Here is a 24,866-nt window from a genome sequence, read left to right on the forward strand (position 1 = left end):
ACGCTATTTCGCGGCCCATTTGTTGAAGCGCTCGGTCAGGCGGTCGATGTTCTCGAGCCAAAAGGCAACATTGATCTCCACCGCATTCTTGATGTTGTCAGGCGCTGTCGGCAGGTCCTTCAGAACAGCAGGCGCGAGCAGGGCGGCTGCGTCCTTGTTCGAGGTGCCATAAGCAATGTTCTCCGACAGTTTCGACTGGTTCTCAGCCTTGCCGACGAAGTCCAGGAACTTGTAGGCCGCGTCCTTGTTCGGGCTGCCTTTCAGGATCACCCAAGTGTCGAGGGTGAAGAGCGCTCCGTCCCAGACCATGCCAAAATTCTTCTTCTCGTTCTTGTTCGCGGTGTCGATGCGGCCATTGTAGACCGAGGTCATTGCCACCTCGCCGGAGGCGAGCAATTGCGGCGGCTGAGCGCCGGCCTTCCACCAGACGATGTCGCCCTTGATGGTGTCCAGCTTCTTGAACGCGCGCTCGACGCCCTCGTCGGTCGCCAGCACCTTGTAGACGTCCTTTGGCGCGACGCCGTCGGCCATGAGGGCGATCTCCAGCGTGGTCTTCGGCCCCTGACGCAGGGCACGCTTGCCCGGGATCTTCTTGGTGTCGAAGAAGTCGGCCCAGCCCTTCGGGGCCTCCTTGAGCTTGTCCTTGTCGTAGCCGAGAACGAAATCGTAGAGGATGGCGCCGACGCCGCAAGGATTGACCGACGGTGGGATATAGGCGGCCTCGCCGCCGATCTTCGAATAGTCGAGCTTTTCGAACAGGCCTTCCTCGCAGCCAACCGCCAGCTCGTCGCTCTCGACCTGGACGACGTCCCAGGTGGCGGCACCACCCTGCACCTTGGCGCGCAACACGCCGACGCCGCCGTCCCAGGACTCGTCATTCAAGGGAACACCGGTCGCTTTCTTGAACGGCTCGAAATAGACCTTCTTCTGGGCATCCTGATAGGCGCCGCCCCACGACACAACGGTGAGGTCACGCGCCTGCGCGACCGTGGCCAGCGTCGCGCTGGCGGTGAATGCCGCGGCCAAACCCAGAATAATCTTGCGCTTCAGCATGGTCTTTGTTCCTTCTTCTTCACGTGACTTGCGTTGAGCTTGGTTGGTCCAGGTCCGCCCACCTTGGAGCGATGCTGCATGGTCGGATCAGACGGGATCGAGGGCCAGGCAGTCCTCCGGGCGGAAGGTGATGAACACGTCATCGCCAGGTCTCAGGCTGCCAGCTGTAAGGCTGCCAGCTCTCAGGCTGTCATGTGTCCCCGGCTGAAGCTTGACCATGAACTCCTTGTTGTCGGCGACGTCGAGCACGGCCAGCGCGTGGTCGCCGAGGTAGATGGTGTTCTGCACCTTGGCCGGCAGTCGGTTCGGTTCGTCGCTGGAGATGCCATCCGGGATGATGGCGATCCGCTCCGGCCGCACCGACAGCGAGGTCGATGCGCCCGCGCCTGATACGTTGACCGCTCGTGCGGTCACGGCGCCGCCGCCCGCCAGCACAACGCGGCAATATTGTTTCTCGACCGTCTCGACGGTGCCGGACAGCACGTTGTTCTCGCCGATGAAATGGGCGACGAAGCTGTTCACCGGATGCTCATACAGCGCGTCGGGCCTGTCGATCTGCTGCACGATGCCATCGTTGAACACGGCGATGCGGTCCGACATGGTGAGCGCTTCACTTTGATCGTGGGTGACATAGACGACGGTGATGCCCATGGTCTCGTGCAGCTGCTTGATCTCCAGTTGCATCTGCTCCCGCAGGCGCTTGTCTAGGGCGCCCAGCGGCTCGTCCATCAGCACGAGTTGCGGATTGAAAACCAGCGCGCGGGCCAGCGCCACGCGCTGCTGTTGACCGCCGGACAGCTGCCCGGGCCGCCGCTGCGCCAGAGTTTCCATCTTGATCATGCGCAATGCCGCTTTGACACGATCCTGCGCTTCGGCCTTGTTCGTGTTGCGAACGGAGAGCGGGAAGGCGATATTCTCCGCAATCGTCAGGTGCGGAAACAGGGCATAATTCTGGAACACCATGCCGATGTCGCGCTTGTGTGCCGGCACGTTCTTGATCGGTCGGTCCGCGAGGAAGATCTCGCCATGGGTCGGAACCTCGAAACCCGCCAGCATCATCAGGGTGGTCGTCTTGCCCGAGCCCGACGGACCAAGCAGGGTGACGAACTCGCCCTTCCTGATGTCGAGATCGAGGTTTTTCACCACGAGGTGCTCGCCATCATAGGTCTTCTGAATGCCGGAAAAGCGCACCAGCGCCGGCGCAGGCGTAACCATGCCGGCTTCCATGTCGTCCTCGCGTTGTCAGCCACAGTGCTGTCAGCACCCCGTCCCCGGGGTGCGAGGAACAGCTTAGCATCGTCCGACCAGATTGCCAGCGGCGCAAGCGACTGCGCGCACGGACCCGTCGGGAAAAGGGGCGCGCTACATCCCCGACAGCTTCGTCACGGATACATTCAGCGAGCCCCCGGCTTCCGCGATCACGCGCAGCGTCTTGGAGTCGAAGGCGATGTCGGCGAGGCTCAGGCTGTCGATCTTCGCTTCGACCTTGATGCCATCCTCGTTCTTCTGATAGTCGGCGATCGCGGCGGCGATCTTCTCGCGTGCGTTGGCGGCAATCGGCTTCAGATCGACCGTCGCTTTCTGCACCAGCGCCTGCTGCATCTGCGGCACCACCGCGCGCGCCGCGGCACCCAGCAGGCCGAAGGCCGCCTCGGATTCCACGGCGAGCTGGATGTCGGCGAGCCGCAGCGTCTGCTGCGCCTGGTCGAGCATCGGCCGGCCCCAGATGTGCACGGTCGCTTCGGCGCCGAGACCAAGCCAGCTCTTCTTCTCCTTGGCGCGCACCAGCAGCGAGATCAGGAGGCGCTCGCCCGACGGGATCACGTTGACGCTCTTGACGGTGACATCGACCGGGCCGGAGCCGTCCTCGGGATAGGTGTGGCCGACCATCTGCGCCGCGATGAGCTTGTTGATCTCGGTGAAGGGCACGTCGATCGGCACGCCAATGTTCACACCGGTGCCGGTCGGCGGCACGATCGAGATCTTGTCGGGGAACGGGCAGTCGGGCTTGGTCGGCGTCGAGATCACGCGCGTCTCGAGCTCGAGGCCAAGCAGCAGCGTCACGTTCTGTGCGTCGACGCGCGGCTGTGCCGCGATGGCGCGGGTCGGCTTCATCTCGAGCCAAAGCGGCGGCAGCGCGGCGGAAGACCCCGAGCCTTGCAGCGGGATCGAGCGGCAGGCCTTGGCCCATTGCAGCTTCGCGTTGTCCCGCAAGGTCGGATCGTTGCGCATGCGTTCGGAGACGGCGTTGATCTGTTCGCCGACGGTCTTGTCGATCAGCGGCTTCACCTGGGCAGGCACGTTGACCTTGGCGCCCGAAATGTTGAGGTTGGTATCGCCAAGATTGACCTGGGCGCCGAGATTGGGCTCGAGATGCCAGTTGGCGGCGAGCTTCGGCCGCGAGGTAACGACGACGTTGCCCTTGATCTCGGCGCTGGCGTTCAAATTCTTGATGTTGACCGCGCCGATCTGTTTCGCGGCATTGCCGCCGAGCACGCTGCCGAGCGCCTCGCCGAGCGCGCCGGTGGCTTTCGACGACAGCGAGCCCGTCACGTTCAGCTTGCCCGTGAGCGGCGTCGAGATCGTCAGCACGTCCTTGTCGCCGGCAGTCGCCATCGGTCCGCGTACCGCCGACCAGCCGATGTCGGCGTTCTCCAGGATTTGCGAGATCGGGTTCTCGGCCTTGCCGGCGAAATTGCGCGGAGCGGCCTTCTCGGCCTGCTCGCGGATCGCCGACAGCGCGATGGCGACCGGCGCCACCACGATCGAGCTCTTCGAGACCGGCGGCAGCAGCGGCAATTGCGCGACCGGCGGCGCGGAATTCGTCGCCCGCGGCGACAGCCAGTCCATCGCCTTCAGGCTGATGAAAAACGACGCCGCGAGCACCGCGACGGCGATCAGGACAGTTTTCAAGTTCAGCGTCAGTCGCATCAATCCCCCAGGCCGCCCCGGGGCAGAAGTCTACAGGGCAGGCAAGGAGGGCGCTAGAGCCCACCGATGGGGTGGAATTGGGGCAAACATATTAACGGCCGCGAACGCACCGTTGCCGCGCATTCGTCCTCGCGTACCTAGCCGCGCTTCGGACGGCGCACCGCCCTCACATTGCCGCGATCTCCGCCACCGCAGAAGAAACGGTCGCCGCCATCGGACTCCAATCCTGACACCATCGTCCCGGCGGGCAGGTCGAGCTGCTCCAGCACCTTGCCCGTCTCGGGGTCGATCCGCCTGATGTCGCTGTCCTCGCCTTCCCAGGTGCCGTGCCAGAGCTCGCCGTCGACCCAGGTCACGCCGGTGACGAAGCGCTTGCTTTCGATGGTGCGGAGAATTTTTCCCGTCTGGGGATCGACCTGATGGATCTTGCGCTCCCGATACTGTCCGACCCAGAGCGAGCCCTCGGCCCAGGCCAGTCCGGAATCGCCGCCGCCGCCGGGTGCCGGGATGGTGGCGAGCACCTTGCCGGTCACAGCGTCGATCTTCTGGATGCGGTCCTCGGCGATCTGGAACAGGTGGCGGCCGTCGAACGCCGTTCCCGCATGCGCGGCGACATCGATGGAGCGGGTGATCTTGCCATCGGCCGGGTCGACCGCGTTCAATCTGTCGCCGGATGCGAACCACATAAGGCTGCCGTCATAGGTGACGCCGTGCACGGCTTCGACGCCTGCATAGGGCCCGTATTCCCTGACGATCTCGGCGGCTGAACGTTTCATCTGCTCGGTCCCTGCGGTGTGAATCCCACTTTACGTCTTCATGAGCGGTCCGGGGAGTAACAAGCCTGTCGGGAAACCCGGCACGGGCGGCGTCATCCAGCGCCGCGCCCGTCCGTGTCCGAAGGACTGCACCTTGTTCGATCGCGCCAGCTCTTCGAGGGCCCGTTGCACGGTGCGCGCGCTCGTTCCCAGCGCCAGCGCGAGCGCCGAACTCGACCAGGGCTCGCCATCAGAGAGGAAGGCGAGCACATTGGCGTGCTTCTCCTCGACGGGCCGTGCGAGGACGAGAACCTGCCGCGTGTTGCGCGGCGTCAGCGCAAAACCTTGCCTGGTCGCGCTGACGTCGGCCAGAGGCTTGAGCTTGGTGCGGAGCCGCCCGATTTCGACGCGCAGCCGGGCGCGATGCGATTCATCGACGTGCCTTGCCTGAAACGCTCCCGTGATCAACCCTTCCCGCGAGACATCGGCCGGCCAGGCCTGCGCCAGGATGCGCGCGAGTGCGAACAGCACCGGCCGCGTTCCGAGCGGCACGAGGATGCCTCGCCTGCGAACCGCGTGATGGAACGTGTCCACCACGAGCGCCTCCGATGTCACGAGGTCCTCGACCTCCTCGAGCAGTAGCGGCCGTTCGTGCCCGCGCGTGATCAAGCGCGCTGCGGGCGTGTCGAGCACGCGGCTCGTGCCTTCGACCTCGGCCGCAAGCGCGGGAATGCCGGCCTGTCGTGCTGCGCTCGCCGCGCGCCCGAGCGCCGCGCGCGCGTCTTTCGTTCTGAGCCGCCGGATCGCGATGCCGGCAATCACGAGTTCGCGGCCGACCTGCGCAGCCGGGGCAGCGGCGTGGACTTGATGTCGGCCAGCGTGCGTTCGGCCTCGTCAAGGCGCCCGAGAAGGAGAAGTCGGCGCGCCTCGATGTGACCCGCATGGGCCGCGTTGGCGAGGTCACCGTGGCTTGCGAGCGTCGCCCGCGCGGCCACGAGCGTGTTGGCCGGCCAATTCAGGTCGCGCGAGACGAGTGCGATCTCGGCCTCCGCGACGACGCATCTTGCCCGCGCGACCGCCTCTCTCGGGCCGAAGGCACGTGCGGCGCTGCGCAGCAGCGTCTTCGCCTTGGCGAGATCGCCGAGTTGCGCCATCGCGATGCCGCGCAGCGCCAGCGAAGGTGCATCGTTGCGCAGCGCAACGCGGTTCAGCGCGCCGAGCGGATCGCCGGCTTGGAGCGCGCGCGCCGCGGCCGTGATCAGCGACTCCATTCAAATCCCGCCACACTTGTTACTCCCACCACGCAACCGTCCGGTGCGAGAGATCGTTGACGGCCGACAATGTGCGGCGAGGGGCGAGCGGTTCCGCATCTTGCATAGCGAGATACGGAACGGCCGCCCGGGAAAAGTTGGAGAGCCATGATGACATCAGCTGACAACGCAGGAAATAACGGACAAGCCGCCATGCAAACACCGCCGGTGGTGTCGCCGCAGGACTGGGAGGCCGCCCGTCAGCAAGTGCTCGTGAAGGAAAAGGCGCATACCCGTGCCCGCGATGCCCTGGCGGCCGAGCGCCGGCGCATGCCGTGGATGGAAGTGACCAAAACCTATGCGTTCGAGGGGCCGGGCGGCAAGGTCAGTCTGCACGACCTGTTCCAGGGCCGGCGGCAGCTGATCGTCTACCGTGCGTTCTTCGAGCCGGGCGTGTTCGGCTGGCCGGATCATGCCTGCCGCGGCTGCTCCATGGTGGCCGACCAGGTCGCGCATGTCGCGCACCTCAATGCCCGCGACACCACGCTGGTGTTCGCCTCGCGCGCACCGCAGGCCGATATCAGCAGGCTGAAGCAGCGGATGGGCTGGACCATGCCATGGGTCACCGTCACCGACAGTTTCGATGCGGATTTCGGCGTCGACGAGTGGCACGGGACCAACGTGTTCTTCCGCGACGGCGACCGGATCTTCCGCACCTATTTCGTCAAGAGCCGGGGCGACGAGCAGATGGGCGGCACCTGGAATTACCTCGACATCACGCCGCTGGGACGGCAGGAGGTCTGGGAGGATTCGCCGAAAGGCTATCCGCAGACGCCGACCTACAAATGGTGGAACTGGCACGACAGCTACACCGAAGGTGCGGCGCCCGACAAGAGATGGGTCGAGATCTCGACCGCGGGCGAGAAGGCTTTTCGCGAGGAGGCGGCTGAAGGACGTGACTAGTCCCGTCAGCGCAATGGCCGGCGCGAGCCGCAACGGTGTGGTGGCTGCGCGCCACCTCGCCAGATGGTTGGGGCTGGCGGCGACGCCGACCTTCGCGATCATGGCCGTACTGACGGCCATGCTTGATGGCCCGGCGGACATGCTGTGTGGCTCCGGACATGGGGCGATGCTCGGCGGGATGGTGCCGATGTATCTGCTGATGAGCGCGTTTCATTCGGCGGCGTGGCTGAGGCTGATCGCAGATCGGCGGGGCCGGTGGCCCTACTGCGAAGCCGCCTGCAAATAGGCAACGATCTTGCCCGCTTCCTCCGCCGAGACGCCGCCATAGGGCTGCATCTTGTTGCCGGAGACGACCTCGTCCGGCTTGAGCATGAAGCGGGTGAGTTTGTCCTGGTCCCAGACGAAGCCGGCTTCCTTCATCGACGAAGAATAGTTGTAGTTCGGCAGCGCGCCGGCCTTGCGTCCGACGATTTTGTTGAGGTTGGGGCCCAGACGATTGTCGCCCTCTTTCACCGAGTGGCAGGTGCGGCAGGAATTGTTGAAGGCTTGCTGGGCTGCATCGTCGCTCCCCGGCTGCTGTGCGCGCGAGGTGGGCACGGTCAGCAGCAGTGCCACGGCGGCAGCGATCGCGCGCAGGCATTTGCCTTGCGGCGTTTGCGGACGTGATTGCATTCGCGCCTCCATCGGGGATCGCGCCGCAGCACGCGCGCGCATCGGTATGCAGAGGGCCAACGAAAACGGCCCCGGTGGGTTCCGGGGCCGCTTGCGTCACAATGTCCTGTCGCTTACCGCGTTGCGGCTCCGAGTTCTGCGCGGCGCTCCGTCATCGGCAGCACGATCACCTTGGTGCCGACGTTGACGCGGGAGTACAGGTCCGCGACATCGTCATTGGTCAGGCGGATGCAGCCGGAGGAGACGTGCTTGCCGATGGTGTCGGGTGCGTTGGTGCCGTGGATGCGGTAGATGGTGCCGCCGAGATACATGGCGCGGGCGCCGAGCGGATTGCCGGGACCGCCGGCCATGTGGCGCGGCAGATAGGGTTGGCGGGCGATCATCTCCGGCGGCGGGGTCCAATCCGGCCACTCCGCCTTCTTGGTCACCGACTGGGTGCCGGACCAGGTGAAACCGTCGCGGCCGACGCCGATGCCGTAGCGCATCGCCTGGCCATTGCCGAGCACGAGATAGAGATAGGTGTTGGGCGTATCGATGATGATGGTGCCCGGCGCCTCACGCGTCGCATAGGAGACGGTCTGGCGGCGGAAGCGGGCCGGCGTTTCGACCGCGTCCTGCTCCTCGGACGGCGCGGCCCGATAGGGCGTCGCTTGATAAGGCTGGTACGGCTGCGGCGCTGCGATCGGCGGCAGCGGCTGGAAGAAGGGGAAGAGCTGCACAGGCGCGGCCTTGGCCGGGCCGGCGAACGCGATCGCGGTGACAGCCACTGCGCCAAACGCAACGGCGCGCGAATAAGTCTTCAACGTCTCCAGATTGATCATCGGTCGCCCCTGTTTGCGCGGTGTTTCTTGGTCACCCGGCACCGTTGCGGTGCTCTGTTGCCTAGATCACTAACGGCAAGAAGTTTCGGGACGTTTGCGCGGAAAACCGAAAACGGTTTCATGGCGGAAAGGATTGTTTCATGACGGTTTCGTGGCTGCGCGGACCCGTTAACGAACAAAACAGCGGGCCGACACTTCCATGACGTCACACGCCTGAAATATCCGTGGTTGATGGTCCTAAGCCGAGAATCATAAAAATCTCGGGATTTCCCCATGCGGGTATTAATCGCGACTGACGCCTGGCATCCGCAGGTCAACGGTGTGGTGCGGACGCTGACCTCGCTGGCTGGCGCGGCCAAGGCATTGGATGTCGAGATCGACTTCCTGACGCCGGACCGCTTTCGGTCATGGCCGTTGCCGACCTATCCGGGGCTGCGCATTGCGCTGCCGAGCGGCAGGGAGATTGGGCGGCGGATCGAGAGGGCGGCGCCGGAGGCGCTGCACATCGCGACCGAAGGGCCGATCGGCTGGGCGGCGCGGGCTTATTGCCGTCGCAACCGGCTCGCCTTCACCACCTCCTACACCACGCGCTTTCCCGAATACGTCTCGGTGCGAACCGGCATCCCCGCGAGCGTCGGCTACGCCGTGCTGCGCCACTTCCACGATGCCGCCGCCATGACGATGGTCGCGACGCCCTCGCTGCGGCAGGAGCTGTCCGAGCGCGGTTTCAAGCGGCTCGGCTTCTGGACCCGCGGCGTGAACACCGAGCTGTTTCATCCGGACTCTCCAGCCAAGCTCGATCTGCCCGGGCCGATCTTCATGACGATGGGCCGCGTGGCGGTGGAGAAGAACCTCGAGGCTTTCCTCTCGCTCGACCTGCCCGGCACCAAGGTCGTCATCGGCGACGGTCCGCAGAAGGCCGGCCTTGAAAAGAAATTTCCCGACGTGGTCTTCCTCGGCGAGAAGAAGGGCGCTGACCTCACCGCGCACCTCGCCGCCGCTGACGTGTTCGTGTTTCCGAGCCTGACCGACACGTTCGGCGTGGTGCAGCTCGAAGCGCTCGCCTGCGGCACGCCGGTTGCGGCGTTTCCGGTGACGGGACCGAAGGACGTCATCGCAGATCATCCGATCGGCGCGATCGACCACGATTTGCGCGAAGCGTGCCTGCGCGCACTGACCATGTCGCGCGAGACCTGCCGCAACTTCGCGCTGGAGCGCTCCTGGGAAAACAGCGCGCGCCAATTCGTCGGCAACCTCACTTCACTTCAGCCCAGCCGCGTCTTGCGCGCCTCGCCTCGCATGGCGCGGCGGCCGGTGCGCGGCTGATCCCGTTCGACCACAGCGAGAACCTCATCGATGGCTAAGATCATGAACCTTGACGGCACCCAGCAGCTCGACCTCACCCGTGGCACGGTCGAGCAGGCCTATGATCGTTGGGCACCGGTCTACGACCTCGTGTTCGGAGGCGTGTTCGCAAAAGGCCGGCAGGCCGCGATCGCGGCCACCAACAAGATCGGCGGCCGGGTGCTCGAGGTCGGCGTCGGCACCGGCATCTCGCTGCCGCTCTACGCGCCGCATCTGCGCATCTTCGGCACCGACATCTCGGAGGCGATGCTCGACAAGGCGCGCCAGCGCGTCGTCGAGGGCGGCCTAGAGAACGTCGAAGGCCTCGCGGTGATGGATGCCGAGAAGCTCGAATTCCCCGACAACTCCTTCGACGTCGTGATGGCGCAATACGTCGTCACCGCCGTGCCGAATCCGGAAGTTGCGCTTGACGAATTCGCCCGCGTGCTGCGCCCGGGCGGGGAGCTGATCATCCTCACCCGCGTCAGCGCCGATACCGGCATGCGCCGCTTCATCGAGCAGAAGCTGCAGCCGGTGGTACGTCCGCTCGGTTTCCGCACCGCCGAGTTCGCCTGGTCGCGTTATGCCAAATGGCTGGCCGGTGCCGACGGCATCGAGCTCGCCGAGCGCCGCCTGATCCCGCCGCTCGGTCATTTCTCGCTGGTGCGATTCCGCAAGATCGACGTCGCCAAGGCGGCTTGATCCAAGCTCACGTAACCCGTGCGTCATCGCGCCGCTGCGCATCGTCACATGACAAAATGATGATGTCACACGGCCTACATCGAATCCCTGTAAATCCTGAACCCGAAAGCATTTGGGGGAGAGCATGATCAAGAACTATCTCGAGCAGCTGCGGATCCAGCGCTGGGACGACCATCGCTACTATCACCACAGCCGCATCAATCAGAGCCTGCACTTTGTCAGCGCGCTGAGCTTCCTGTTCGCCTATGTCTGGCTGTTCGTCGACCCCATGGTCTCCGCGCTGGTGGGCTGGCTGGTCTCGATGACCTCGCGCCAGGCCGGCCACTTCTTCTTCGAGCCGCATGGCTACGACCAGATCAACCAGGCGACGCACGAGCACAAGGAAGAGATCAAGGTCGGCTACAACCTTCGGCGCAAGGTGGTGCTGATGTCGATCTGGGCGCTGTCGCCGGTGGTGCTGTTGGTCGATCCGACTCTGTTCGGACTGTTCACGCCTTGGGCGGGCGCGACCGACTTCATGCGGCAAGTGGCCAAGATCTGGCTCGTCGTCGGCGGCGGCGGTCTCATGTTCCGCACGGTGCACCTGTTCTTCATCCGCGACGTCGAGACCGGTCTCGTCTGGATGACGAAGATCCTGACCGACCCCTTCCACGATTTGATGCTCTACCGCAACGCGCCGCTGGCGCTGATGCGTGGCGAGCTGATGGATCCCGGCCTGCATCTCAAGCCCGAGCACACGCTGGGCCTCATCGGTGAGCCCACGCTCGAAGAGCAGCACGCCTGAGCGCGCCGTTCTCACCAAGGCCTCCGATGTCTGATGGTTGCGTCATGCCCGGGCTCGTCCCGCCTGCGCGGCCGAAGCCGCTTCGGCGAGGCGAAGGCCCGGGCATCCACGTCTTGGAGGTCTCGCGCGGAGACGCGTGGCTGGCCGGGCATAGGCGAGCGGAAGCGACGCCGTCCTTCGGACGGCTGTGCCCGGCCATGACGCCGTTGGAGGAACCAGCCTCAGCGCCCGAAGCGCTTGGCCAGCATCTCTTTCAGGATCTGCCGCTTGATGGTCTTGTTGGTGAGGACGCCATCGTGCCACCAGAAGCCGTCGGCCTTCATCTTCTCGGCCGCGCGGACGAAACGCTCGGCGACCTCGGTGAAATCGGCGTCGGTGTAGTTCAGGCTGAAGATCAGCCTGCCGGTGCCGACCCAGCTCAAGGACAGGCCTTCAGCGCGCAGGTAATATTGCAGCATCCAGTTGTAGCGGGACGGCGTGGTGTATTTCACCGTCCAGATCGACGAGAAGTTTGCGAACCGCACCGGCAGGTCGGCATCGCTCATCATTTGGTTGAGCTTTTGCGCGCGGCCGTTCCAGGTCTCGTCCAGTCCGTCATAGACGGCGCGGAAATTCGGGCTGGCGAGCCGGCTCAGAAACTCGTCCATCGCCGTCATGACGTAGGGGTGCGAGTTGAAGGTGCCGCGGGCGAAGCAGACGTCGGCGGGGCGGTCGTCGCGGAAGCGGCGCATCAGCTCGCGTTTGCCGCAGACCACGCCGACCGGCAGGCCGCCGGCGAGGCTCTTGCCGTAGGTCACCATGTCGGCCTTGACGCCAAAGTATTCCTGGGCGCCGCCGGCAGCGAGACGGAAGCCGACGAAGACCTCGTCGAAGATCAGCACGATGTCGCGCTCAGTGCAGACCTCGCGCAGCTGCTTGAGCCATTCGGTGTAGGCCGCGCGGTCGAAATTACCGCCCCGGGAGGAATCGACCAGCGAGGAATCGCCGGGCGCGTTGCCGTTCGGATGCAGGCCCTGCAGTGGATTGACCAGCACGCAGGCGATGTCCTTGCGCGTGCGCAGCACGTGCAGCGTCTTCTCCGACATCTCGGCGAGGGTGTAAGTCTCGTGCGCGGGAATCGGATTGCCGACGCCGGGCTGCACGTCGCCCCACCAGCCGTGATAGGCGCCGGCGAAACGGACCAGATGCGTGCGCCTGGTGTGGTAGCGCGCGAGCCGCACTGCCTGCATCACGGCCTCGGTGCCGGACATATGGAAGGACACTTCGTCGAGGCCCGAGATCTGGCACAGCCGCGCCACGTTCTCGAGGATGACGGGATGGTAGGGTCCGAGTACCGGTCCGAGCGCGTGCGCCCGCTTCTCGGAGCCTTCGATGCACTCCTTGTAGAAGTCGTTGCCGAAGATGTTGACACCGTAGGACCCCGTGAGGTCGTAGGAGGTGTTGCCGTCGACATCCGTGACGGTGACGCCGCGCGAGGACTCCACGAAGGTCGAGGTGCCCAAATGCTCGCGAACGAGACGCGAGAACTGGAAAGGCACGCGGTAGGTCTCGGTGAAGTGCAGGTCGGAGATCTTTTCCGCCGCTTCCTTCGTCATCGCGCGGCCCTTGGGGTAGCGCTCGGCGTAAAGGCTTGCGAGGCGGAAGAAGCCGTCCCTGCGCAGGCCTGCGATGTTCGCCGGCGCGCCGTCGCAGGCAAAGTAGGCATCGCCTTCGAATTCGTAGAACGGAAGCAGCTTTGCCACCCGGCGCGACATCTTGGAGTGTCCGGCGAGCGAGCGGTGCTTGGCGCGGGACAATTCGATCCGCGCCTTGATCTTCGGGAAGGCGGCGGCAGCAGACGCTGCGGCGGCCACGGACAAAGAAAGAATCGGGAGTGTCGTTTCCATGACAACAAGCGCTAATACTGCGAGCTGACAGATTCATGACAGTCAAAGCCCTCATCGCCTCTTTCACCCAGCAGGAAGACCTCAACTTCCTGTTGACCAACCGCATCCCGCGCGCCGCGTTGACCCGGTTCATGGGCTGGTTCTCCAAGATCGAGAACCCGCTGGTGCGGGACGGCTCCATCGCGCTGTGGAAGCTGTTCTCCGACCTCGATCTGTCGGAGGCACGCAAAACCCATTTCCGGAGCCTGCACGACTGCTTCACCCGGGAGCTCAAGCCGGGCCTGCGGCCCTTTGATCCGGACCCGTCCATTGTCGCGAGTCCGTCCGACGGCATCGTCGGCGCCCATGGCCGGATCGCCGATACCGAGCTGTTCCAGGTCAAGGGCGCGCCGTACTCGCTGCTCGATTTGCTCGGCGATTCCGTGCTGGTCGACCAGCACCGCAACGGGTCCTTCGTCACGCTGCGGCTGACCTCAAGCATGTATCACCGCTTCCACGCGCCTTATGACGCACATATCGAGCGCGTCACGCTGATCCATGGCGATGTCTGGAACGTCAACCCGATCGCGCTGAAGCGCGTCGAGCGCCTGTTCTGCAAGAACGAGCGCGCGGTGATCCGCACGCATCTATCAACTGGCGAGGCCGTGACGCTGGTGCCGGTCGCCGCGATCCTGGTGGCAAGCATCCGCCTGCACTTCCTCGACATGGTGCTGAATGCGCAGGCCAGGGGGCCGGTCAATTTTCCCTGCGACGTCAACGTGAGCAAGGGCGAGGAGCTCGGCTGGTTCGAGCACGGCTCGACCATCATCATTCTCGCGCCCGGCGATTTCACCTTCTGCGACGGCATCGCCGAAGGCACGCGCATTCGCGCAGGTCAAGCGTTGCTGAGAAAAAACTAGCCTTCAATCCGCCGCGGCGGCCGCTTATATCGTCGGTGGGGACGTTTCTACGACGACGGATTGGGTGATGGCACGGGCGCCGGTCATGGCGGCGGGTGGTATTGTGCTGCAGCGAGGTGCGTCGCCGCTGATTGCCGTCGTGCGCCAGCGCAAGCGCAACGAATGGGTTTTGCCCAAGGGCAAGCTCGACGACGGCGAGACGCCGAAGCAAGCTGCGCATCGCGAAGTGCGGGAAGAGACCGGCCACGACGTCGCCATCCACGAATTTTTGGGTACGCTCGTCTATCAGTCAGGTGGCCGCTCCAAGGTCGTGCATTTCTGGCGCATGGAGGCCGGGGGCGGTCCCGTCCGCAAGCTGATGAACGACATCAAGGCGGTCGACTGGCTGCCCCTGGAAGACGCGCTCGCGCGCCTGTCGCGCGAGTATGAGCGCGTGTTCCTGACCCAGGTTGGCCCGATCGCGCTCGCGGCGGCGGGGCTTGCATCTTCGCCTGCGCCCGAGCCGCCACCGCTGGCGACCGACGATGTCGATGCGGCTTTGCAGACACTGACACCGGCTGAAGCAGCCTCGGTGGGCGAGTTGCGGCACGGCCTGTTGCAGAAGATGAAAGCCTGGCTACGCGGAGAGGCGTGAGTTTTCTTCACCTCGCCCCGCGTTGACGGTGCACCCTCGCCCCTTGTGGGAGAGGGTGGCTCGCCGCGAAGCGGCGAGGCGGGTGAGGGGTCTCTCTCCACGCGTGAAGCTGTCGATGAGTTTTCGCCGATAGAACCCCTCATCCGGCGCTTCGCGCCACCTTCTCCCACAAGGGGAGAAGGAAGAAAGTCACCGCCGCTCCTTCTCCTTCGGAACTGGCGCTGGCCGTCGCGGCGCTGCGGGGCGTTGTGCGGCGGGGAGGCGCTGCTGGAATCCGCCCGGGCGTTGCAGGCCCGGCTGTTGAGCAGCGGGCGGCTGGCCGGGTTGCATGCCGGTGCGCGGCAGTTGCGGCTGCGGACCGGGCTGCTGTTGCGTTCCGCCCGGCTGCGGCGGCGCGACTCCGCCGGGCTGCGTCGGACTCTGTCCACCGCGTCGCGGCCGGGTTTGCGGGGTGCCGTCAGGCTGCGTGCCTTGACCGGCGCGCGGTGGGCCTGCCGGACGTCCCGCGCCTTGTTTCTGGCCTTGTTGCTGCTGACCCTGACCTACGCGCGGCGTACCGGGCTGCACGGCGCCACCTTGGCCCGGCGCTTGGCCCTGCCGCTGCGGCTGTTGCGGCTGTTGTCCTGGCGCCGTGTTCGGCCGCAATTGTTGCTGTTGCGGCGGCTGGAACGGCCGCGGAATGCGCGGGCTCGCGGTCGGATTGGCGCGGCGGAAGTCGCGCTGCTCGGTGACGATCTGCCGGCCCGTGGTTTGCGCCAGATGCACCTGGCTGACGAAGCCGCGGTCGCGCGCGATCTGCTGTGCGGGAATCGTGATCGGCACCGCGGCAAAGCGCATGACGCCGGCCGCGGCTGCGCCCGGCCGGATCGCAAAACCGCTCGCGCCTTGCGTCAGCGCGCCGAGCCGGGTCCCACTTGTGCGGTCGTCGACGTCGATGTGTCCGACCCGGCCATCGGCGTCGGGATAGAGCTTGATGTTGACGTTGTTGGTCTTGTTCGCGGCCGCGCCTTCCGGCACCTCGACCACGCCCGTGGTGCCGCGGATGCCGAGCGTGGCCGTCGGCGTCGTGATCTTCATGTCGCCGGTCTTTGCCACCGCCGCCGCGACGAAGGCGACCGTGCCCTTGCCGATGTCGAAGATGCCTGCGTTGTGCTTGCCGCCGTCCTCATAGACGTAAGTGTCGATGGTGATCTTCGTGCTGGCGGAGAGGTTGAACGTGGTCGCGTCGTCGAAGGTGATGCCGAGCGATGAGTTCGACGAAGTCTGCACGACGTCGTTGAGATAGATGTCGTCGCGCACGCGCAGCGGATAGGAATTTTTGTCGCGGATCACGGTCGCGATGCCCGTCACCGTCGCAACGTTGCCGATCGGCTCGACGGCAGCGGGCTGCGCCTCGGTCGCGGGAGCGGGTGAAGCCGATGGCGTCGGCGAAGGGGCGGGCGACGGCTGCGCTTCTGGCTGCGCCTGCGCAAGCTCGATCGCATCGAATCCGAACGCAACGCTCGCGCCGGCCGGCGGCGACGCCAGCAGCACAAGCGCGAACATGAAGCGGCGCCAGGCCACGGTAAGAGTCACGAAGAATCCCGGTGAGAGATCGACCGATATCAGCCGCGTACAGCTGAACGGCGGATGAATGTCTATCGCACGGAGGCGGTGAACGTTCAAACGGTACGCGATGCTAGCTTGCGGCCAAGCCTCTCCACCGTCATGGCCGGGCTTGCCCCGGCCATCCACGCCTTGAAGCGCGGGACTAAGAACGTGGATGCCCGGGCCTTCGCCTCGCCGAAGCGGCTTCGGCCGCGCAGGCGGGACAAGCCCGGGCATGACGAAGAATGTGCATGTGTTGGAGACGACGCCTGCGGCGTCAGCTCACGCGCTTCCAGGTCTGGCCGCCGCAGAACATGCCGCCGAAGGCGCAGCCCTGCACGCGCATTGCATTCGGGCCCTTCATCGCGATCGTCGAGTCGTAATTGCGGCCGGAGTCGGGATCGTGGATACGGCCGCTCCACTTCGCGGCGTCGGGCTTCATGTTGATCAGGATGCGCTCGTTGGTCTTTGCGGCGTAGCCGCAGAGATTGACGCCGCACTGTTCGACGCGGACATTGCCCTTGTTCTCTTCGGTGGCCCAGACGCCGATCGGTGTGTTGGCAACCGCGACAGGCGCGGCGGGCACCGGGGCCGGAGCAACCGCGACCGGCGCGGGCGCAGGAGTGGGAGCCGCAACGGGCGCGGTCTGCGTCGTGGCGTCGTAACCGACGGACGGAACAGCGGCAACCGTCGTGCTCGGTGCTGCGATAGCGGGCGCTGCCGGCGCAGTCGCCTGCACCGGGGGCTGCTGCACGGGATGCTGCTGCACCGGAGCCGGCGCGGGCTGCGCGGTCGTGGCAGGAGCCGGCGTGGTGTCGACGTCATCGTCTTTGGAGCCAAGGCCCTTGAGGTTGATGTTGTTCAGCTTGATCGGCTTGTCCGAGAGGCCCGGCGCGATGATGGTCACGCAATTGAGCGAGGCGCAGTTGCGTGGCGTCTCGATGCGGATGTTCTGGCCTTCGATCTGGAACGAGATCGCATTGCCGGCATGCGCGGCGGCGGTGGACGCGAGGAAGAGGGCGGTGGCGGCGATGGTGAGCTTGTTCATGACAACCTCCGAAGATGTGTGGTCCCGATGGGACTGAAGTCGCGGGTGGATGAAGCGTGGTTCGACCCTACGCCGGGCTGGCCGGACGTTCTGTGATAGACGTCACAACGGCTCGCCGCGGCTGGGTGACGCAGCGCACATTCGGTCGCGATTCCATTTGCGTAACGTCGTCGCCACACAGAGGGAGGCGCCGATGACGCGGCTTGTGACTTCGCTTGGCACATTGATCGCGCTGCTGGCGATTGCGCCCGCAGCCGAGGCCGGGTCTTACGCGTTCTCGATTGCCGGTCATCGATTTCAGGTCGAGGCGCCCAGGAATTGCCGATCGGCTTCCTGTGTCTCGGTTTCCTCCCATCGCAGCTTTCGGCCTGACGTCGACACGACGCCAGCCCCTGCGCCGGTGCTTCCGCCGCCGCAGCCGCTCTATCCCGTGGCTCCGGTCAGGCCAGCGCAAGCGATTGCGGTCGCGCCTGCGACGGCGCAGACGGCTCCTGTCCTTGCCTCAACGACCTCGCAGCCAATTGTCCTGCCGCAGGCGCCAAGCTCCAATCCGCCACGGGTGGAGCTACCGCAGACGGATCCGCCGAAGACCGTCGCGCTCGATCCGCCGCGCATGGAGGCACTCGTCGTCGCGCCAAGGCCGCAGCTCGAGCAGGCCGTGACGAGCCCTGAGCGCGGCGACGACGAACTCTCCTATTTGCCGCTCGGCGAATGGGAGAGCGCAGGCGCCAAGGGCACGGTCCGCATCGAACGCTGCGGTCCTGCACTGTGCGGCTTCGCGCTGACTGAAGCATCGACCAGGGGCGAGAGCGTGCTCGTCAACATGAAGCCGAAAACGCACGACGTCTGGACCGGCAACATCTACAGCCGCTCCAGCGGCAGTACCTATTATGCGAGGATGACGCTGAAGAGCTCCGGCAAGCTTCACGTCGAAGCCTGCGCACTGGGCCATTTCTGGTGTTCCGGCAACGACTGGACGCGAGCCGAAGAGCGGCCGGAGAAGCTGATCACGACGTCGCGGCAGTGGAGCGCGCGGTCGTAAGGGAAGCGTTCGATACCTCCGGCTGAAGCCGCTAGATCATGCCTAGCACGATGGCACCGACAAAGGCCATGGCGAGGTACGCGGTGATAACGCTCAGTCTCCCGGCGAACGTCATGAGGTCGCTCCCGCTGTCGCGCCGCCTTGCGCGAGAGGATCACGGTTAACAGAGAGTCTCTTTTCGAAAAAGTCAGCCTTGCTGTCGCTCGTCACCGGCAGCGCTCCTGCTGGCGCCGGCCGACATGGTTAAAGAACACTGAAATCAACACGTTGAAGAGTCTTTAAGTAAATTCACCGAACGTGCGTGCATGACGCGCGGAGTTCGTTTGTATCTCGTCGGCTCCATCGTCCTTGTTTCGTTAGCGGGTTGCGGACGCGGCGTCTTCCAGGCCGAACGTGAACCGTGGCGGGCCGAGGCCGAAGCCGCATGCCTGAAATCAGGCGCGGTGAAAGAAGGGCCGGATCTCGTCCGTATCGAGCCGATTTCCGGGCCGGGCATGTGCGGCGCGGAGTTTCCGCTCAAAGTCGCCGCCCTCGGCGAAGGCTCGAGCAGCTACGGCTTTGCCGACGAGGAATTGCGACCGCCCGGTAGCGTCGGCAACCAGCCGCGCTGGCCGGTGACGCAGCCCCGATCGAATTACCCGCAGAGCCAGAACTATCCGGCATCGTCCTATCCACAACGCTCAAACTATCCCGAGACCGCGGTGCGCCAGCCCTCCGGCTATGGCGCTTCCCCTGGTCCAATGCCTCTGAATGCGCCCGGTGTGGCGCAGCAGGAAGACGAGATCGATCTGCCGCCTGAGGGCACCGATGCCGCGGGCGCGTCGCGCTACATGAATGCACCGAGCTATCCGGCGCGGCCGGCGCCGTACTCGCAGGCGCCTGCGCAGCAACCGCTGCCGCGTCTTGGTCCGGCACAGGGCAATCCCGTCACCGCCGTCGGCCCTGTTGCGATCAAGCCGGTTGCGACGCTGGCCTGTCCGATCGTATCCGAGCTCGACCGCTGGCTTGCCGATACCGTGCAGCCCTCGGCGATGCGCTGGTTCGGCACCCGCGTCGCGGAGATCAAGCAGATCTCCGCCTATTCCTGCCGCGGCATGAACGGCAATTCGCATGCCCATATTTCAGAGCACGCCTTCGGCAACGCGCTCGACATCGCCGCCTTCGTGCTCGCCGACGGCCGCCGCGTCACCGTGAAGGATGGCTGGCGCGGCATGCCGGAAGAGCAGGGCTTCCTGCGCGACGTGCAGTCGGGCGCGTGCGTGCATTTCACCACGGTGCTGGCGCCGGGCTCGAACGTCTATCATTACGATCACATCCACGTCGATCTGATGCGCCGCGCCAACCGCCGGCTGATCTGCCAGCCCGCCGCCGTCTCCGGCGAAGAGGTCGCCGGGCGGGCGCAGCAGCGCAACCCTTACGCCAGCAGGCGCGATCCCACCATCACCGGCTCGCTGGGTACGCGCAAGAGCACGCTGCGCAAGCACGAAGAGGACGAGTACGCCGACGATTGAGGCGCGCGTGCGACCCGTAGCCTGGATGGAGCTAAGCGCATTCCGGGGACGGCGTTCCCGCATCCCGCTGCGCTCCATGCGGGCTACGACCCCAGGCCGGCCCGCCTCGCGCTGAGCCCTGCCTGTTCAGTCGACGCCGCGTCTTTGGCAGAGCGCATCTCGGGCGCAAAAATTTGCGCACGCGCAAACCTCGCCTAAGCCATTGAAATCATCGATACAATCCTGCCGCGACGGGCTTTTCCCGCAGTTGGCACGGTCGCTGCAATGAGGAGGCCGCCACGAAGCGGCGCTGCCGGCGCCGTGAGCCAGCGGATCCCGTCATGCAGATGCCTGTCAGCCCTCCTTATTCGGATCTCGAACAGCGCGTGCTGTCGCGCATCACGGAGGAGCGCTGGCTTGAACTGGCATCCGAGCTGATCCGCACCGGCCAGCCCCGTTCCGGCAATCCGCTGGATCCCGATTTGCCGCCCGCCGAGGAAGAGGCGATCTCGATGCTGGTCGCGGGCAAGCTCGAAGCGCTCGGCATGGAGGTCACCAAGCACAGCGCGCAGCCGCACCGGCCGAACGTGCTGGGCGTGCTCAAGGGACGGGACGGCGCCCCCTCGCTCATTCTCAACGACCATCTCGACACCTATCCGGCCGTCGAGCCCGAGAAATGGCACATGACGGATTTCGATCCGTTCAAGGCGACGCGCCACGGCGATCTGCTCTATGCGCGCGGCACGTCCGACACGCGCGGAAACCTCGCGGCATCGTTGCTGGCAGTGCAGGCCCTGACCGAAGCGGGCGTGAAGTTCGATGGCACCCTGATGTGCTGCTACACCGTCGATGAGGAGCGGAACGGCACCGAAGGCTCCATCTACATGCTCAACAAGGTTGGCCTGACCGCCGACTACGAGATCACCGCCGAGCCGACCGCCTGGGGCGACGTCAACAAGGATTGGGGCATGAACCTATCGGTGGCCAATTCCGGCCACTGCCTGATCGAGCTCACCGTTCACGGCATCAAGTCGCACATCTGGCGACCGGACATCAGCGTCAACGCCATCATGGAAGCGGCAAAGCTGTTGCCGAGGTTGAAGGACATGGCGTTCACCCATGTCCACAGCAAGTTCATGGGGCATACGCCGCCCTGCTGCGCCGTGGTGCGGATTCGGTCCGGCCTGCCCGGCGAGATGCAGTTCTCCCCGGATGCCTGCACCATCACGCTCGCCGTGGTCGGCATCGTGCCGGGCATGACGCTATCGAGCGTGATTGCGGACATCGAGCGTCTCGGACGGGACACTTTTGCGGGCGTGAACGACGTCAAGGTCGAGGTGCGCCAGGTGCCGGGCTCGCTGTTCGTCAACGCGACCGAACCGGTGCCGGTCGAGGAGGAGCCCTGCCGCTCCTTGCGCGCGGTTTACCGGCGTCTGATGGGCCGCGAGCCCGGGGTCAACCGCAAGAATGCCTTCAACGACACGATCCGCTTCCGCGAAGCCGGAATCAATGCGGTGACGTTCGGTCCCGGAGAAGACGGTTGGGCCGTCGACAACGAGAACATCTCGATCACCAAGTCGGTGATGGCGACGCGGATCTACGCGCTGACCATCATGCAGATCCTGGGAGTGCGGACATGAGCGTCGAGGCGACCCACATGACGATTCCAATCTCGCCGGATCGCACCCGACGCGGCAGCTTCCGGCTGCGGCTTCCGAAGGTCTCGCGATCGGTGCTGCTCTCGACGCTGACCGTGGCCGTGCTGCTGGCCGGCTGGGCCATCGTCACGGAGATGGGCTGGGCCAACGAGCTGTTCCTGCCGAAGCCGCAGGCGGTCTGGGCCGCGTTCGTCAAGACGATGACGAAGGGATATCAGGGCGCGACCCTGCTTCAGCATCTCGGCGCAAGCCTCTATCGCATCCTCACGGCCTTCACGCTGGCCTGCCTGATCGGCATCCCGCTCGGCGTCCTCATGGGCGTGTCGCGCAACGCGCGCGCGCTGCTCAATCCGCTGATCGAGTTCTACCGGCCACTGCCGCCGCTCGGACTTTATACGCTGCTGGTGATGTGGCTCGGCATCGGTGAGAGCTCGAAGCTGTCGCTGCTGTTTCTTGCCGGCTTGCCGGGCATCGTCATCTCGACGATCCAGGCCGTCACCAGCGTGGACCCGGTCTATGTGCGCGCCGCCCAGTCGCTCGGCGCGACCCGACGCCATTTGCTGTTTCACGTCTATTTGCCGGCGGCGGGACCGCTGATTCTGGCCGGCATGCGCATCTCGCTTGGATTCACCTACACCGTTCTCGTCGCCGCCGAAATCGTCGCGGCCTCCGCCGGCATCGGCTGGATGATCTGGGACGCGGCAAAATTCCTGCTCTCCGACGTCGTGATCATGGGGCTGATCGTCCTCGGTCTCACCGGCGTCGTGCTCGACCTCTTTATGCGCGGCATCGCGAAACTGTTGATGCCGTGGGCCTGAATCCAATTCTGATCGTAGGGGAGACCTCCATGATGAAGAGACTGATTGCGACGCTCGCGGTTACCACGTTGGCGCTCACGGCCGCAGTCCGCGCCGAGGACAAGCCGGCGAAGGTGACCGTCGGCTATCTGAACCTGGTCAATGCGCAGCTGGTCACCAAGCATCTTGGCCTGCTCGCCAAGGAGATGCCGGGCGTCGACATCAAATACGTCAAGATCGGTGGCGGCGGTGACATGCTGCGCGCGATCGCCGGCAGCGACGTCGATTTCGGCGGTCTTGGCAACCCGCCGACCGCGATCGGCGCGACCCGCGCCCTGCCGATCAAGGGCATCCTGGTGATCAACATGCTTGACTACGTCGAGTCGATGGTGGTTCGCGCCGACAAGAACATCACCTCGCTCAAGGACCTCAAGGGCAAGACGGTGGCGGCGCCGTTCGGCTCCACGACGCACTACCTCCTGCTCCAGGCGCTCAAGGAGGAGGGTGTCGATCCCGCCTCGATGAAGATTCTGGACCTCGCGCCGGCGGACATCGCGGCGGCCTGGCTTCGCGGCGACATCGACGCGGCCTGGTTCTGGGAGCCGAATCTCGGCAAGGCCGTGAAGAACGGCGGCAAGATCCTCGTCACCTCGGGCGAGATGGCCAAGCGCGGCTACCCGACCTGGGACATCGGCGTCGTCATGAACGCGTTCGCGGAGAAGTATCCGTCCTACGTCGACAAATTCATCAAGGCCGAATGCGAAGGCATCGATTTCTGGCTGAAGAACCCGGAGAAGACTGCCGAAATGATCGCGGAAGAGCTTTCGCTGCCTCTCGAGGACGCGCAGCGAATGATGAAGGGCACCGGGATGATCCCCTGCAGCACGCAGCTCACGGAGGAGTATCTCGGCACATCCGCGAAAAAGGGCAAGTTCGTCGACACGCTGATCTCGACCGCCGATTTCCTGGTGAAGCAGGAGCGCCTGCCGAAGCTGCTGCCGCGCGCCGACTTCGAAGCCTTCATCCAGCCCGCCTATCTGGAGAAGGTGATCGGCCGCTAGGGTCGGTGCCGGCGGGCTTGCCTCGCCGGCACATTGTCAATTCCTGCAAGCACGTGACCGACATGAATCTCGCACCTCGCCACCTCCGCGCCGCCTATCGCAGCGGCGAGCTCAAGCCGTCCGATGTCGCCGCGCACGTGTTGTCGCGCCTCGATGACGCCGACCAGAGCGGCGTCTGGATCTCGACGGCAAATCCGCAAGGCGTCATGGCGAAGGCCCGCGCGCTCGATGCCCGCATTGGCGAGATCGGCGAGCTGCCGCTCTACGGCCTTGTGTTCTCGGTCAAGGATTGTATCGATGTGGCCGACGAGCAAACCACCTCGGCCTGCCCGGAATTCGCCTACACCGCGAAAGACACGAGCCCGGTTGTCGCCGACGCCATCGCCGCCGGCGCGATCTATCTCGGCAAAACCAATATGGATCAGTTCGCGACCGGCCTCGTCGGCGTGCGCTCGCCCTATGGCATCGCCCGCAACCCGCACAACCCCGACTACATCCCCGGCGGCTCCAGCTCGGGCGCAGCGGTATCGGTCGCGACGGGCACCTCGTCCTTTGCGTTCGGCACCGATACCGGCGGATCGGGCAGGGTGCCGGCGTCCTATTGTGGCGTGACCGGCTTCAAGCCGGCGCCCGGCGCCTTCAGTCAGCGCGGCATGGTCTACGCGTGCCGTAGTTTCGATACCATCTCGCTCTACACGTGCGATCCCCGCGATGGCCACGAGATCTATCGCGTGTTGGCGCGGCGCGATGTCGAGGACTGTTTTTCACCGGTGGATTCCGCCGGATGGACGGAGCAGGCATCTCCGGCGCGGCCGCTCAACATCGCAACGCCGCGTCCGGATCAGCTCAGGTTCTTCGGCAATGCGGAAACGGAGGCGCTGTTCGGCGATGGACTCCGCAAGCTGCGGCAGCTCGATCTGTCGGTCGCATTGGTCGATTTCGCGCCGTTCATCTCGGTCAACGATTTGATGTTTTTCGGACCTTTCCTCGCCGAGCGGGACGTGTCGGTCGGCGCATTCCTCGACGCCAACCCGGAGGCGGGCGTGAAGATCGTGCGCGACCTCGTCATCGGCAGCCGCAAGTTCACGGCGGCCGACGCCTATCGTGCGCTCTACAAGGTCAAGGAGGTCCAGCGGTCGCTGCGCGATTTCTGGCAAGTTCATGATGCGCTGGTCGTGCCGACGGTCGGCACCGTGCTGAGCATCGACGACGTCGCGCGCGATCCGCTGACGGCCAACTTCAACAACGGCTATTACACCAACTACGCCAACCCGCTTGGGCTGGCCGCCATCGCCGTTCCGAACGCCGTCACCGCAGCCGGCGTGCCCTATGGCATCACGTTCCTGGCGCCGGCCGGCCGGGAGCGCCTGCTCACCGATCTGGCTTGCGCTTTCATGGGGGCTTCGGCCGAGCCAGAACATCTGCGCCGCGTTGCAATCCGAGCGGAGACCTCCTAGCCTTCGAGCCGTCACTCGAAGGGAGACCGATC

Annotated in this window: 22 protein-coding genes and 1 pseudogene; 13 read left to right on the forward strand and 10 right to left on the reverse strand. The window is 65.2% G+C overall.

Features of this window, described 5'->3' with window-relative positions; translation table 11 throughout:
* Positions 1–3: 3 nt before the first annotated feature.
* The 5 genes and pseudogenes from IVB42_RS27190 to IVB42_RS27210 all read right to left on the reverse strand — a co-directional run bounded on the left by IVB42_RS27190 (position 4) and on the right by IVB42_RS27210 (position 6,010).
* Positions 4–1,053: an ABC transporter substrate-binding protein gene (locus tag IVB42_RS27190; RefSeq protein ID WP_085385377.1), complete on the reverse strand. Its 1,050-nt coding sequence runs from the start codon at positions 1,051–1,053 to the stop codon at positions 4–6.
* An 87-nt stretch (positions 1,054–1,140) separates the two neighbouring features.
* On the reverse strand, positions 1,141–2,280 hold the full coding sequence (locus tag IVB42_RS27195; RefSeq protein ID WP_085385378.1) for an ABC transporter ATP-binding protein: 1,140 nt from the start codon (positions 2,278–2,280) through the stop codon (positions 1,141–1,143).
* Positions 2,281–2,415: 135 nt separating this feature from the next.
* Complete coding sequence (locus IVB42_RS27200; protein ID WP_247397507.1) at positions 2,416–3,984, reverse strand: DUF4403 family protein; 1,569 nt, start codon at positions 3,982–3,984, stop codon at positions 2,416–2,418.
* Positions 3,985–4,121: 137 nt separating this feature from the next.
* Complete coding sequence (locus IVB42_RS27205; RefSeq protein WP_085385379.1) at positions 4,122–4,760, reverse strand: PQQ-binding-like beta-propeller repeat protein; 639 nt, start codon at positions 4,758–4,760, stop codon at positions 4,122–4,124.
* A gap of 30 nt (positions 4,761–4,790) precedes the next feature.
* A pseudogene (locus IVB42_RS27210) lies at positions 4,791–6,010 on the reverse strand (helix-turn-helix domain-containing protein).
* 147 nt (positions 6,011–6,157) lie between these two features.
* Between IVB42_RS27210 and IVB42_RS27215 the strand changes: the two are divergent.
* Together IVB42_RS27215 and IVB42_RS27220 are read left to right on the forward strand one after the other, a co-directional pair.
* Positions 6,158–6,952 (forward strand): DUF899 domain-containing protein, encoded by a 795-nt coding sequence (locus IVB42_RS27215; protein WP_247397504.1) that lies wholly within the window; start codon positions 6,158–6,160, stop codon positions 6,950–6,952.
* Positions 6,945–7,238, forward strand: a complete 294-nt coding sequence (locus tag IVB42_RS27220) for a hypothetical protein (protein WP_039798961.1) — start codon at positions 6,945–6,947, stop codon at positions 7,236–7,238. The genes IVB42_RS27215 and IVB42_RS27220 overlap by 8 nt, the downstream gene beginning before the upstream one ends.
* Here IVB42_RS27220 and IVB42_RS27225 read toward each other — a convergent pair.
* Positions 7,214–7,624: a c-type cytochrome gene (locus tag IVB42_RS27225; RefSeq protein WP_039799008.1), complete on the reverse strand. Its 411-nt coding sequence runs from the start codon at positions 7,622–7,624 to the stop codon at positions 7,214–7,216. The genes IVB42_RS27220 and IVB42_RS27225 overlap by 25 nt on opposite strands.
* Positions 7,625–7,737: 113 nt before the next feature.
* Complete coding sequence (locus tag IVB42_RS27230; protein WP_085385382.1) at positions 7,738–8,445, reverse strand: L,D-transpeptidase; 708 nt, start codon at positions 8,443–8,445, stop codon at positions 7,738–7,740.
* A 273-nt stretch (positions 8,446–8,718) separates the two neighbouring features.
* Here IVB42_RS27230 and IVB42_RS27235 point away from each other — a divergent pair, with 273 nt between their 5' ends.
* From IVB42_RS27235 to IVB42_RS27245, 3 genes are all read left to right on the forward strand, one after another.
* Positions 8,719–9,771 carry a glycosyltransferase family 1 protein gene (locus IVB42_RS27235; protein ID WP_247397501.1) on the forward strand — a complete coding sequence of 351 codons (1,053 nt, stop codon included), beginning with the start codon at positions 8,719–8,721 and terminating at the stop codon, positions 9,769–9,771.
* 30 nt (positions 9,772–9,801) lie between these two features.
* Positions 9,802–10,491 carry a methyltransferase domain-containing protein gene (locus IVB42_RS27240; RefSeq protein ID WP_085349115.1) on the forward strand — a complete coding sequence of 230 codons (690 nt, stop codon included), beginning with the start codon at positions 9,802–9,804 and terminating at the stop codon, positions 10,489–10,491.
* Positions 10,492–10,615: 124 nt separating this feature from the next.
* The gene (locus tag IVB42_RS27245) at positions 10,616–11,275 is read left to right on the forward strand and encodes a hypothetical protein (protein ID WP_085349114.1); all 660 of its coding nucleotides are present in this window, start codon (positions 10,616–10,618) and stop codon (positions 11,273–11,275) included.
* Positions 11,276–11,496: 221 nt separating this feature from the next.
* On the opposite strand, the gene IVB42_RS27250 is transcribed toward IVB42_RS27245, so the two are convergent.
* Positions 11,497–13,161 (reverse strand): aminotransferase class III-fold pyridoxal phosphate-dependent enzyme, encoded by a 1,665-nt coding sequence (locus IVB42_RS27250; RefSeq protein ID WP_026232679.1) that lies wholly within the window; start codon positions 13,159–13,161, stop codon positions 11,497–11,499.
* Positions 13,162–13,196: 35 nt separating this feature from the next.
* Here IVB42_RS27250 and asd point away from each other — a divergent pair, with 35 nt between their 5' ends.
* Together asd and IVB42_RS27260 are read left to right on the forward strand one after the other, a co-directional pair.
* A complete protein-coding gene (gene asd, locus IVB42_RS27255) occupies positions 13,197–14,060 on the forward strand; it encodes an archaetidylserine decarboxylase (protein WP_247294936.1) in 864 nt (287 codons plus the stop codon).
* Between the two features lie 67 nt (positions 14,061–14,127).
* Positions 14,128–14,694 (forward strand): NUDIX hydrolase, encoded by a 567-nt coding sequence (locus IVB42_RS27260; RefSeq protein ID WP_247294934.1) that lies wholly within the window; start codon positions 14,128–14,130, stop codon positions 14,692–14,694.
* A gap of 189 nt (positions 14,695–14,883) precedes the next feature.
* Here IVB42_RS27260 and IVB42_RS27265 read toward each other — a convergent pair whose 3' ends face one another.
* Together IVB42_RS27265 and IVB42_RS27270 are read right to left on the reverse strand one after the other, a co-directional pair.
* Entirely contained in the window at positions 14,884–16,269 is a 1,386-nt protein-coding gene (locus tag IVB42_RS27265) for a FecR domain-containing protein (protein ID WP_094183504.1), read from the reverse strand.
* Positions 16,270–16,558: 289 nt separating this feature from the next.
* The gene (locus tag IVB42_RS27270; RefSeq protein ID WP_247471369.1) at positions 16,559–17,329 is read right to left on the reverse strand and encodes a DUF2147 domain-containing protein; all 771 of its coding nucleotides are present in this window, start codon (positions 17,327–17,329) and stop codon (positions 16,559–16,561) included.
* Positions 17,330–17,522: 193 nt separating this feature from the next.
* Here IVB42_RS27270 and IVB42_RS27275 point away from each other — a divergent pair, with 193 nt between their 5' ends.
* The 6 genes from IVB42_RS27275 (at position 17,523) to IVB42_RS27300 (ending at position 24,834) form a co-directional block, all read left to right on the forward strand.
* Entirely contained in the window at positions 17,523–18,371 is an 849-nt protein-coding gene (locus tag IVB42_RS27275; protein ID WP_247294888.1) for a DUF2147 domain-containing protein, read from the forward strand.
* A gap of 305 nt (positions 18,372–18,676) precedes the next feature.
* A complete protein-coding gene (locus tag IVB42_RS27280) occupies positions 18,677–19,882 on the forward strand; it encodes an extensin family protein (RefSeq protein WP_247294886.1) in 1,206 nt (401 codons plus the stop codon).
* A 320-nt stretch (positions 19,883–20,202) separates the two neighbouring features.
* Entirely contained in the window at positions 20,203–21,501 is a 1,299-nt protein-coding gene (locus tag IVB42_RS27285) for a M20 family metallopeptidase (protein ID WP_085361423.1), read from the forward strand.
* Positions 21,498–22,337 carry an ABC transporter permease subunit gene (locus IVB42_RS27290; protein WP_085361422.1) on the forward strand — a complete coding sequence of 280 codons (840 nt, stop codon included), beginning with the start codon at positions 21,498–21,500 and terminating at the stop codon, positions 22,335–22,337. The genes IVB42_RS27285 and IVB42_RS27290 overlap by 4 nt, the downstream gene beginning before the upstream one ends.
* A 29-nt stretch (positions 22,338–22,366) precedes the next feature.
* On the forward strand, positions 22,367–23,377 hold the full coding sequence (locus IVB42_RS27295) for an ABC transporter substrate-binding protein (RefSeq protein WP_085361535.1): 1,011 nt from the start codon (positions 22,367–22,369) through the stop codon (positions 23,375–23,377).
* A 62-nt stretch (positions 23,378–23,439) separates the two neighbouring features.
* Positions 23,440–24,834 (forward strand): amidase family protein, encoded by a 1,395-nt coding sequence (locus IVB42_RS27300; RefSeq protein ID WP_247294884.1) that lies wholly within the window; start codon positions 23,440–23,442, stop codon positions 24,832–24,834.
* The last annotated feature ends 32 nt before the right edge of the window (positions 24,835–24,866 follow it).

The organism is Bradyrhizobium sp. 45 (assembly GCF_023073155.1).
Lineage (GTDB): Bacteria > Pseudomonadota > Alphaproteobacteria > Rhizobiales > Xanthobacteraceae > Bradyrhizobium > Bradyrhizobium canariense_D.

What these genes read in the sequence shown, in the direction of transcription:
- IVB42_RS27190 (WP_085385377.1), bottom strand. Translation starts at nt 1,053, where the DNA reads ATGCTGAAGCGCAAGATTATTCTGGGTTTGGCCGCGGCATTCACCGCC.
- IVB42_RS27195 (WP_085385378.1), bottom strand. Translation starts at nt 2,280, where the DNA reads ATGGAAGCCGGCATGGTTACGCCTGCGCCGGCGCTGGTGCGCTTTTCC.
- IVB42_RS27200 (WP_247397507.1), bottom strand. Translation starts at nt 3,984, where the DNA reads ATGCGACTGACGCTGAACTTGAAAACTGTCCTGATCGCCGTCGCGGTG.
- IVB42_RS27205 (WP_085385379.1), bottom strand. Translation starts at nt 4,760, where the DNA reads ATGAAACGTTCAGCCGCCGAGATCGTCAGGGAATACGGGCCCTATGCA.
- IVB42_RS27215 (WP_247397504.1), top strand. Translation starts at nt 6,158, where the DNA reads ATGATGACATCAGCTGACAACGCAGGAAATAACGGACAAGCCGCCATG.
- IVB42_RS27225 (WP_039799008.1), bottom strand. Translation starts at nt 7,624, where the DNA reads ATGCAATCACGTCCGCAAACGCCGCAAGGCAAATGCCTGCGCGCGATC.
- IVB42_RS27230 (WP_085385382.1), bottom strand. Translation starts at nt 8,445, where the DNA reads ATGATCAATCTGGAGACGTTGAAGACTTATTCGCGCGCCGTTGCGTTT.
- IVB42_RS27235 (WP_247397501.1), top strand. Translation starts at nt 8,719, where the DNA reads ATGCGGGTATTAATCGCGACTGACGCCTGGCATCCGCAGGTCAACGGT.
- IVB42_RS27240 (WP_085349115.1), top strand. Translation starts at nt 9,802, where the DNA reads ATGGCTAAGATCATGAACCTTGACGGCACCCAGCAGCTCGACCTCACC.
- IVB42_RS27245 (WP_085349114.1), top strand. Translation starts at nt 10,616, where the DNA reads ATGATCAAGAACTATCTCGAGCAGCTGCGGATCCAGCGCTGGGACGAC.
- IVB42_RS27250 (WP_026232679.1), bottom strand. Translation starts at nt 13,161, where the DNA reads ATGGAAACGACACTCCCGATTCTTTCTTTGTCCGTGGCCGCCGCAGCG.
- asd (WP_247294936.1), top strand. Translation starts at nt 13,197, where the DNA reads ATGACAGTCAAAGCCCTCATCGCCTCTTTCACCCAGCAGGAAGACCTC.
- IVB42_RS27260 (WP_247294934.1), top strand. Translation starts at nt 14,128, where the DNA reads ATGGCACGGGCGCCGGTCATGGCGGCGGGTGGTATTGTGCTGCAGCGA.
- IVB42_RS27270 (WP_247471369.1), bottom strand. Translation starts at nt 17,329, where the DNA reads ATGAACAAGCTCACCATCGCCGCCACCGCCCTCTTCCTCGCGTCCACC.
- IVB42_RS27275 (WP_247294888.1), top strand. Translation starts at nt 17,523, where the DNA reads ATGACGCGGCTTGTGACTTCGCTTGGCACATTGATCGCGCTGCTGGCG.
- IVB42_RS27280 (WP_247294886.1), top strand. Translation starts at nt 18,677, where the DNA reads ATGACGCGCGGAGTTCGTTTGTATCTCGTCGGCTCCATCGTCCTTGTT.
- IVB42_RS27285 (WP_085361423.1), top strand. Translation starts at nt 20,203, where the DNA reads ATGCAGATGCCTGTCAGCCCTCCTTATTCGGATCTCGAACAGCGCGTG.
- IVB42_RS27290 (WP_085361422.1), top strand. Translation starts at nt 21,498, where the DNA reads ATGAGCGTCGAGGCGACCCACATGACGATTCCAATCTCGCCGGATCGC.
- IVB42_RS27295 (WP_085361535.1), top strand. Translation starts at nt 22,367, where the DNA reads ATGATGAAGAGACTGATTGCGACGCTCGCGGTTACCACGTTGGCGCTC.
- IVB42_RS27300 (WP_247294884.1), top strand. Translation starts at nt 23,440, where the DNA reads ATGAATCTCGCACCTCGCCACCTCCGCGCCGCCTATCGCAGCGGCGAG.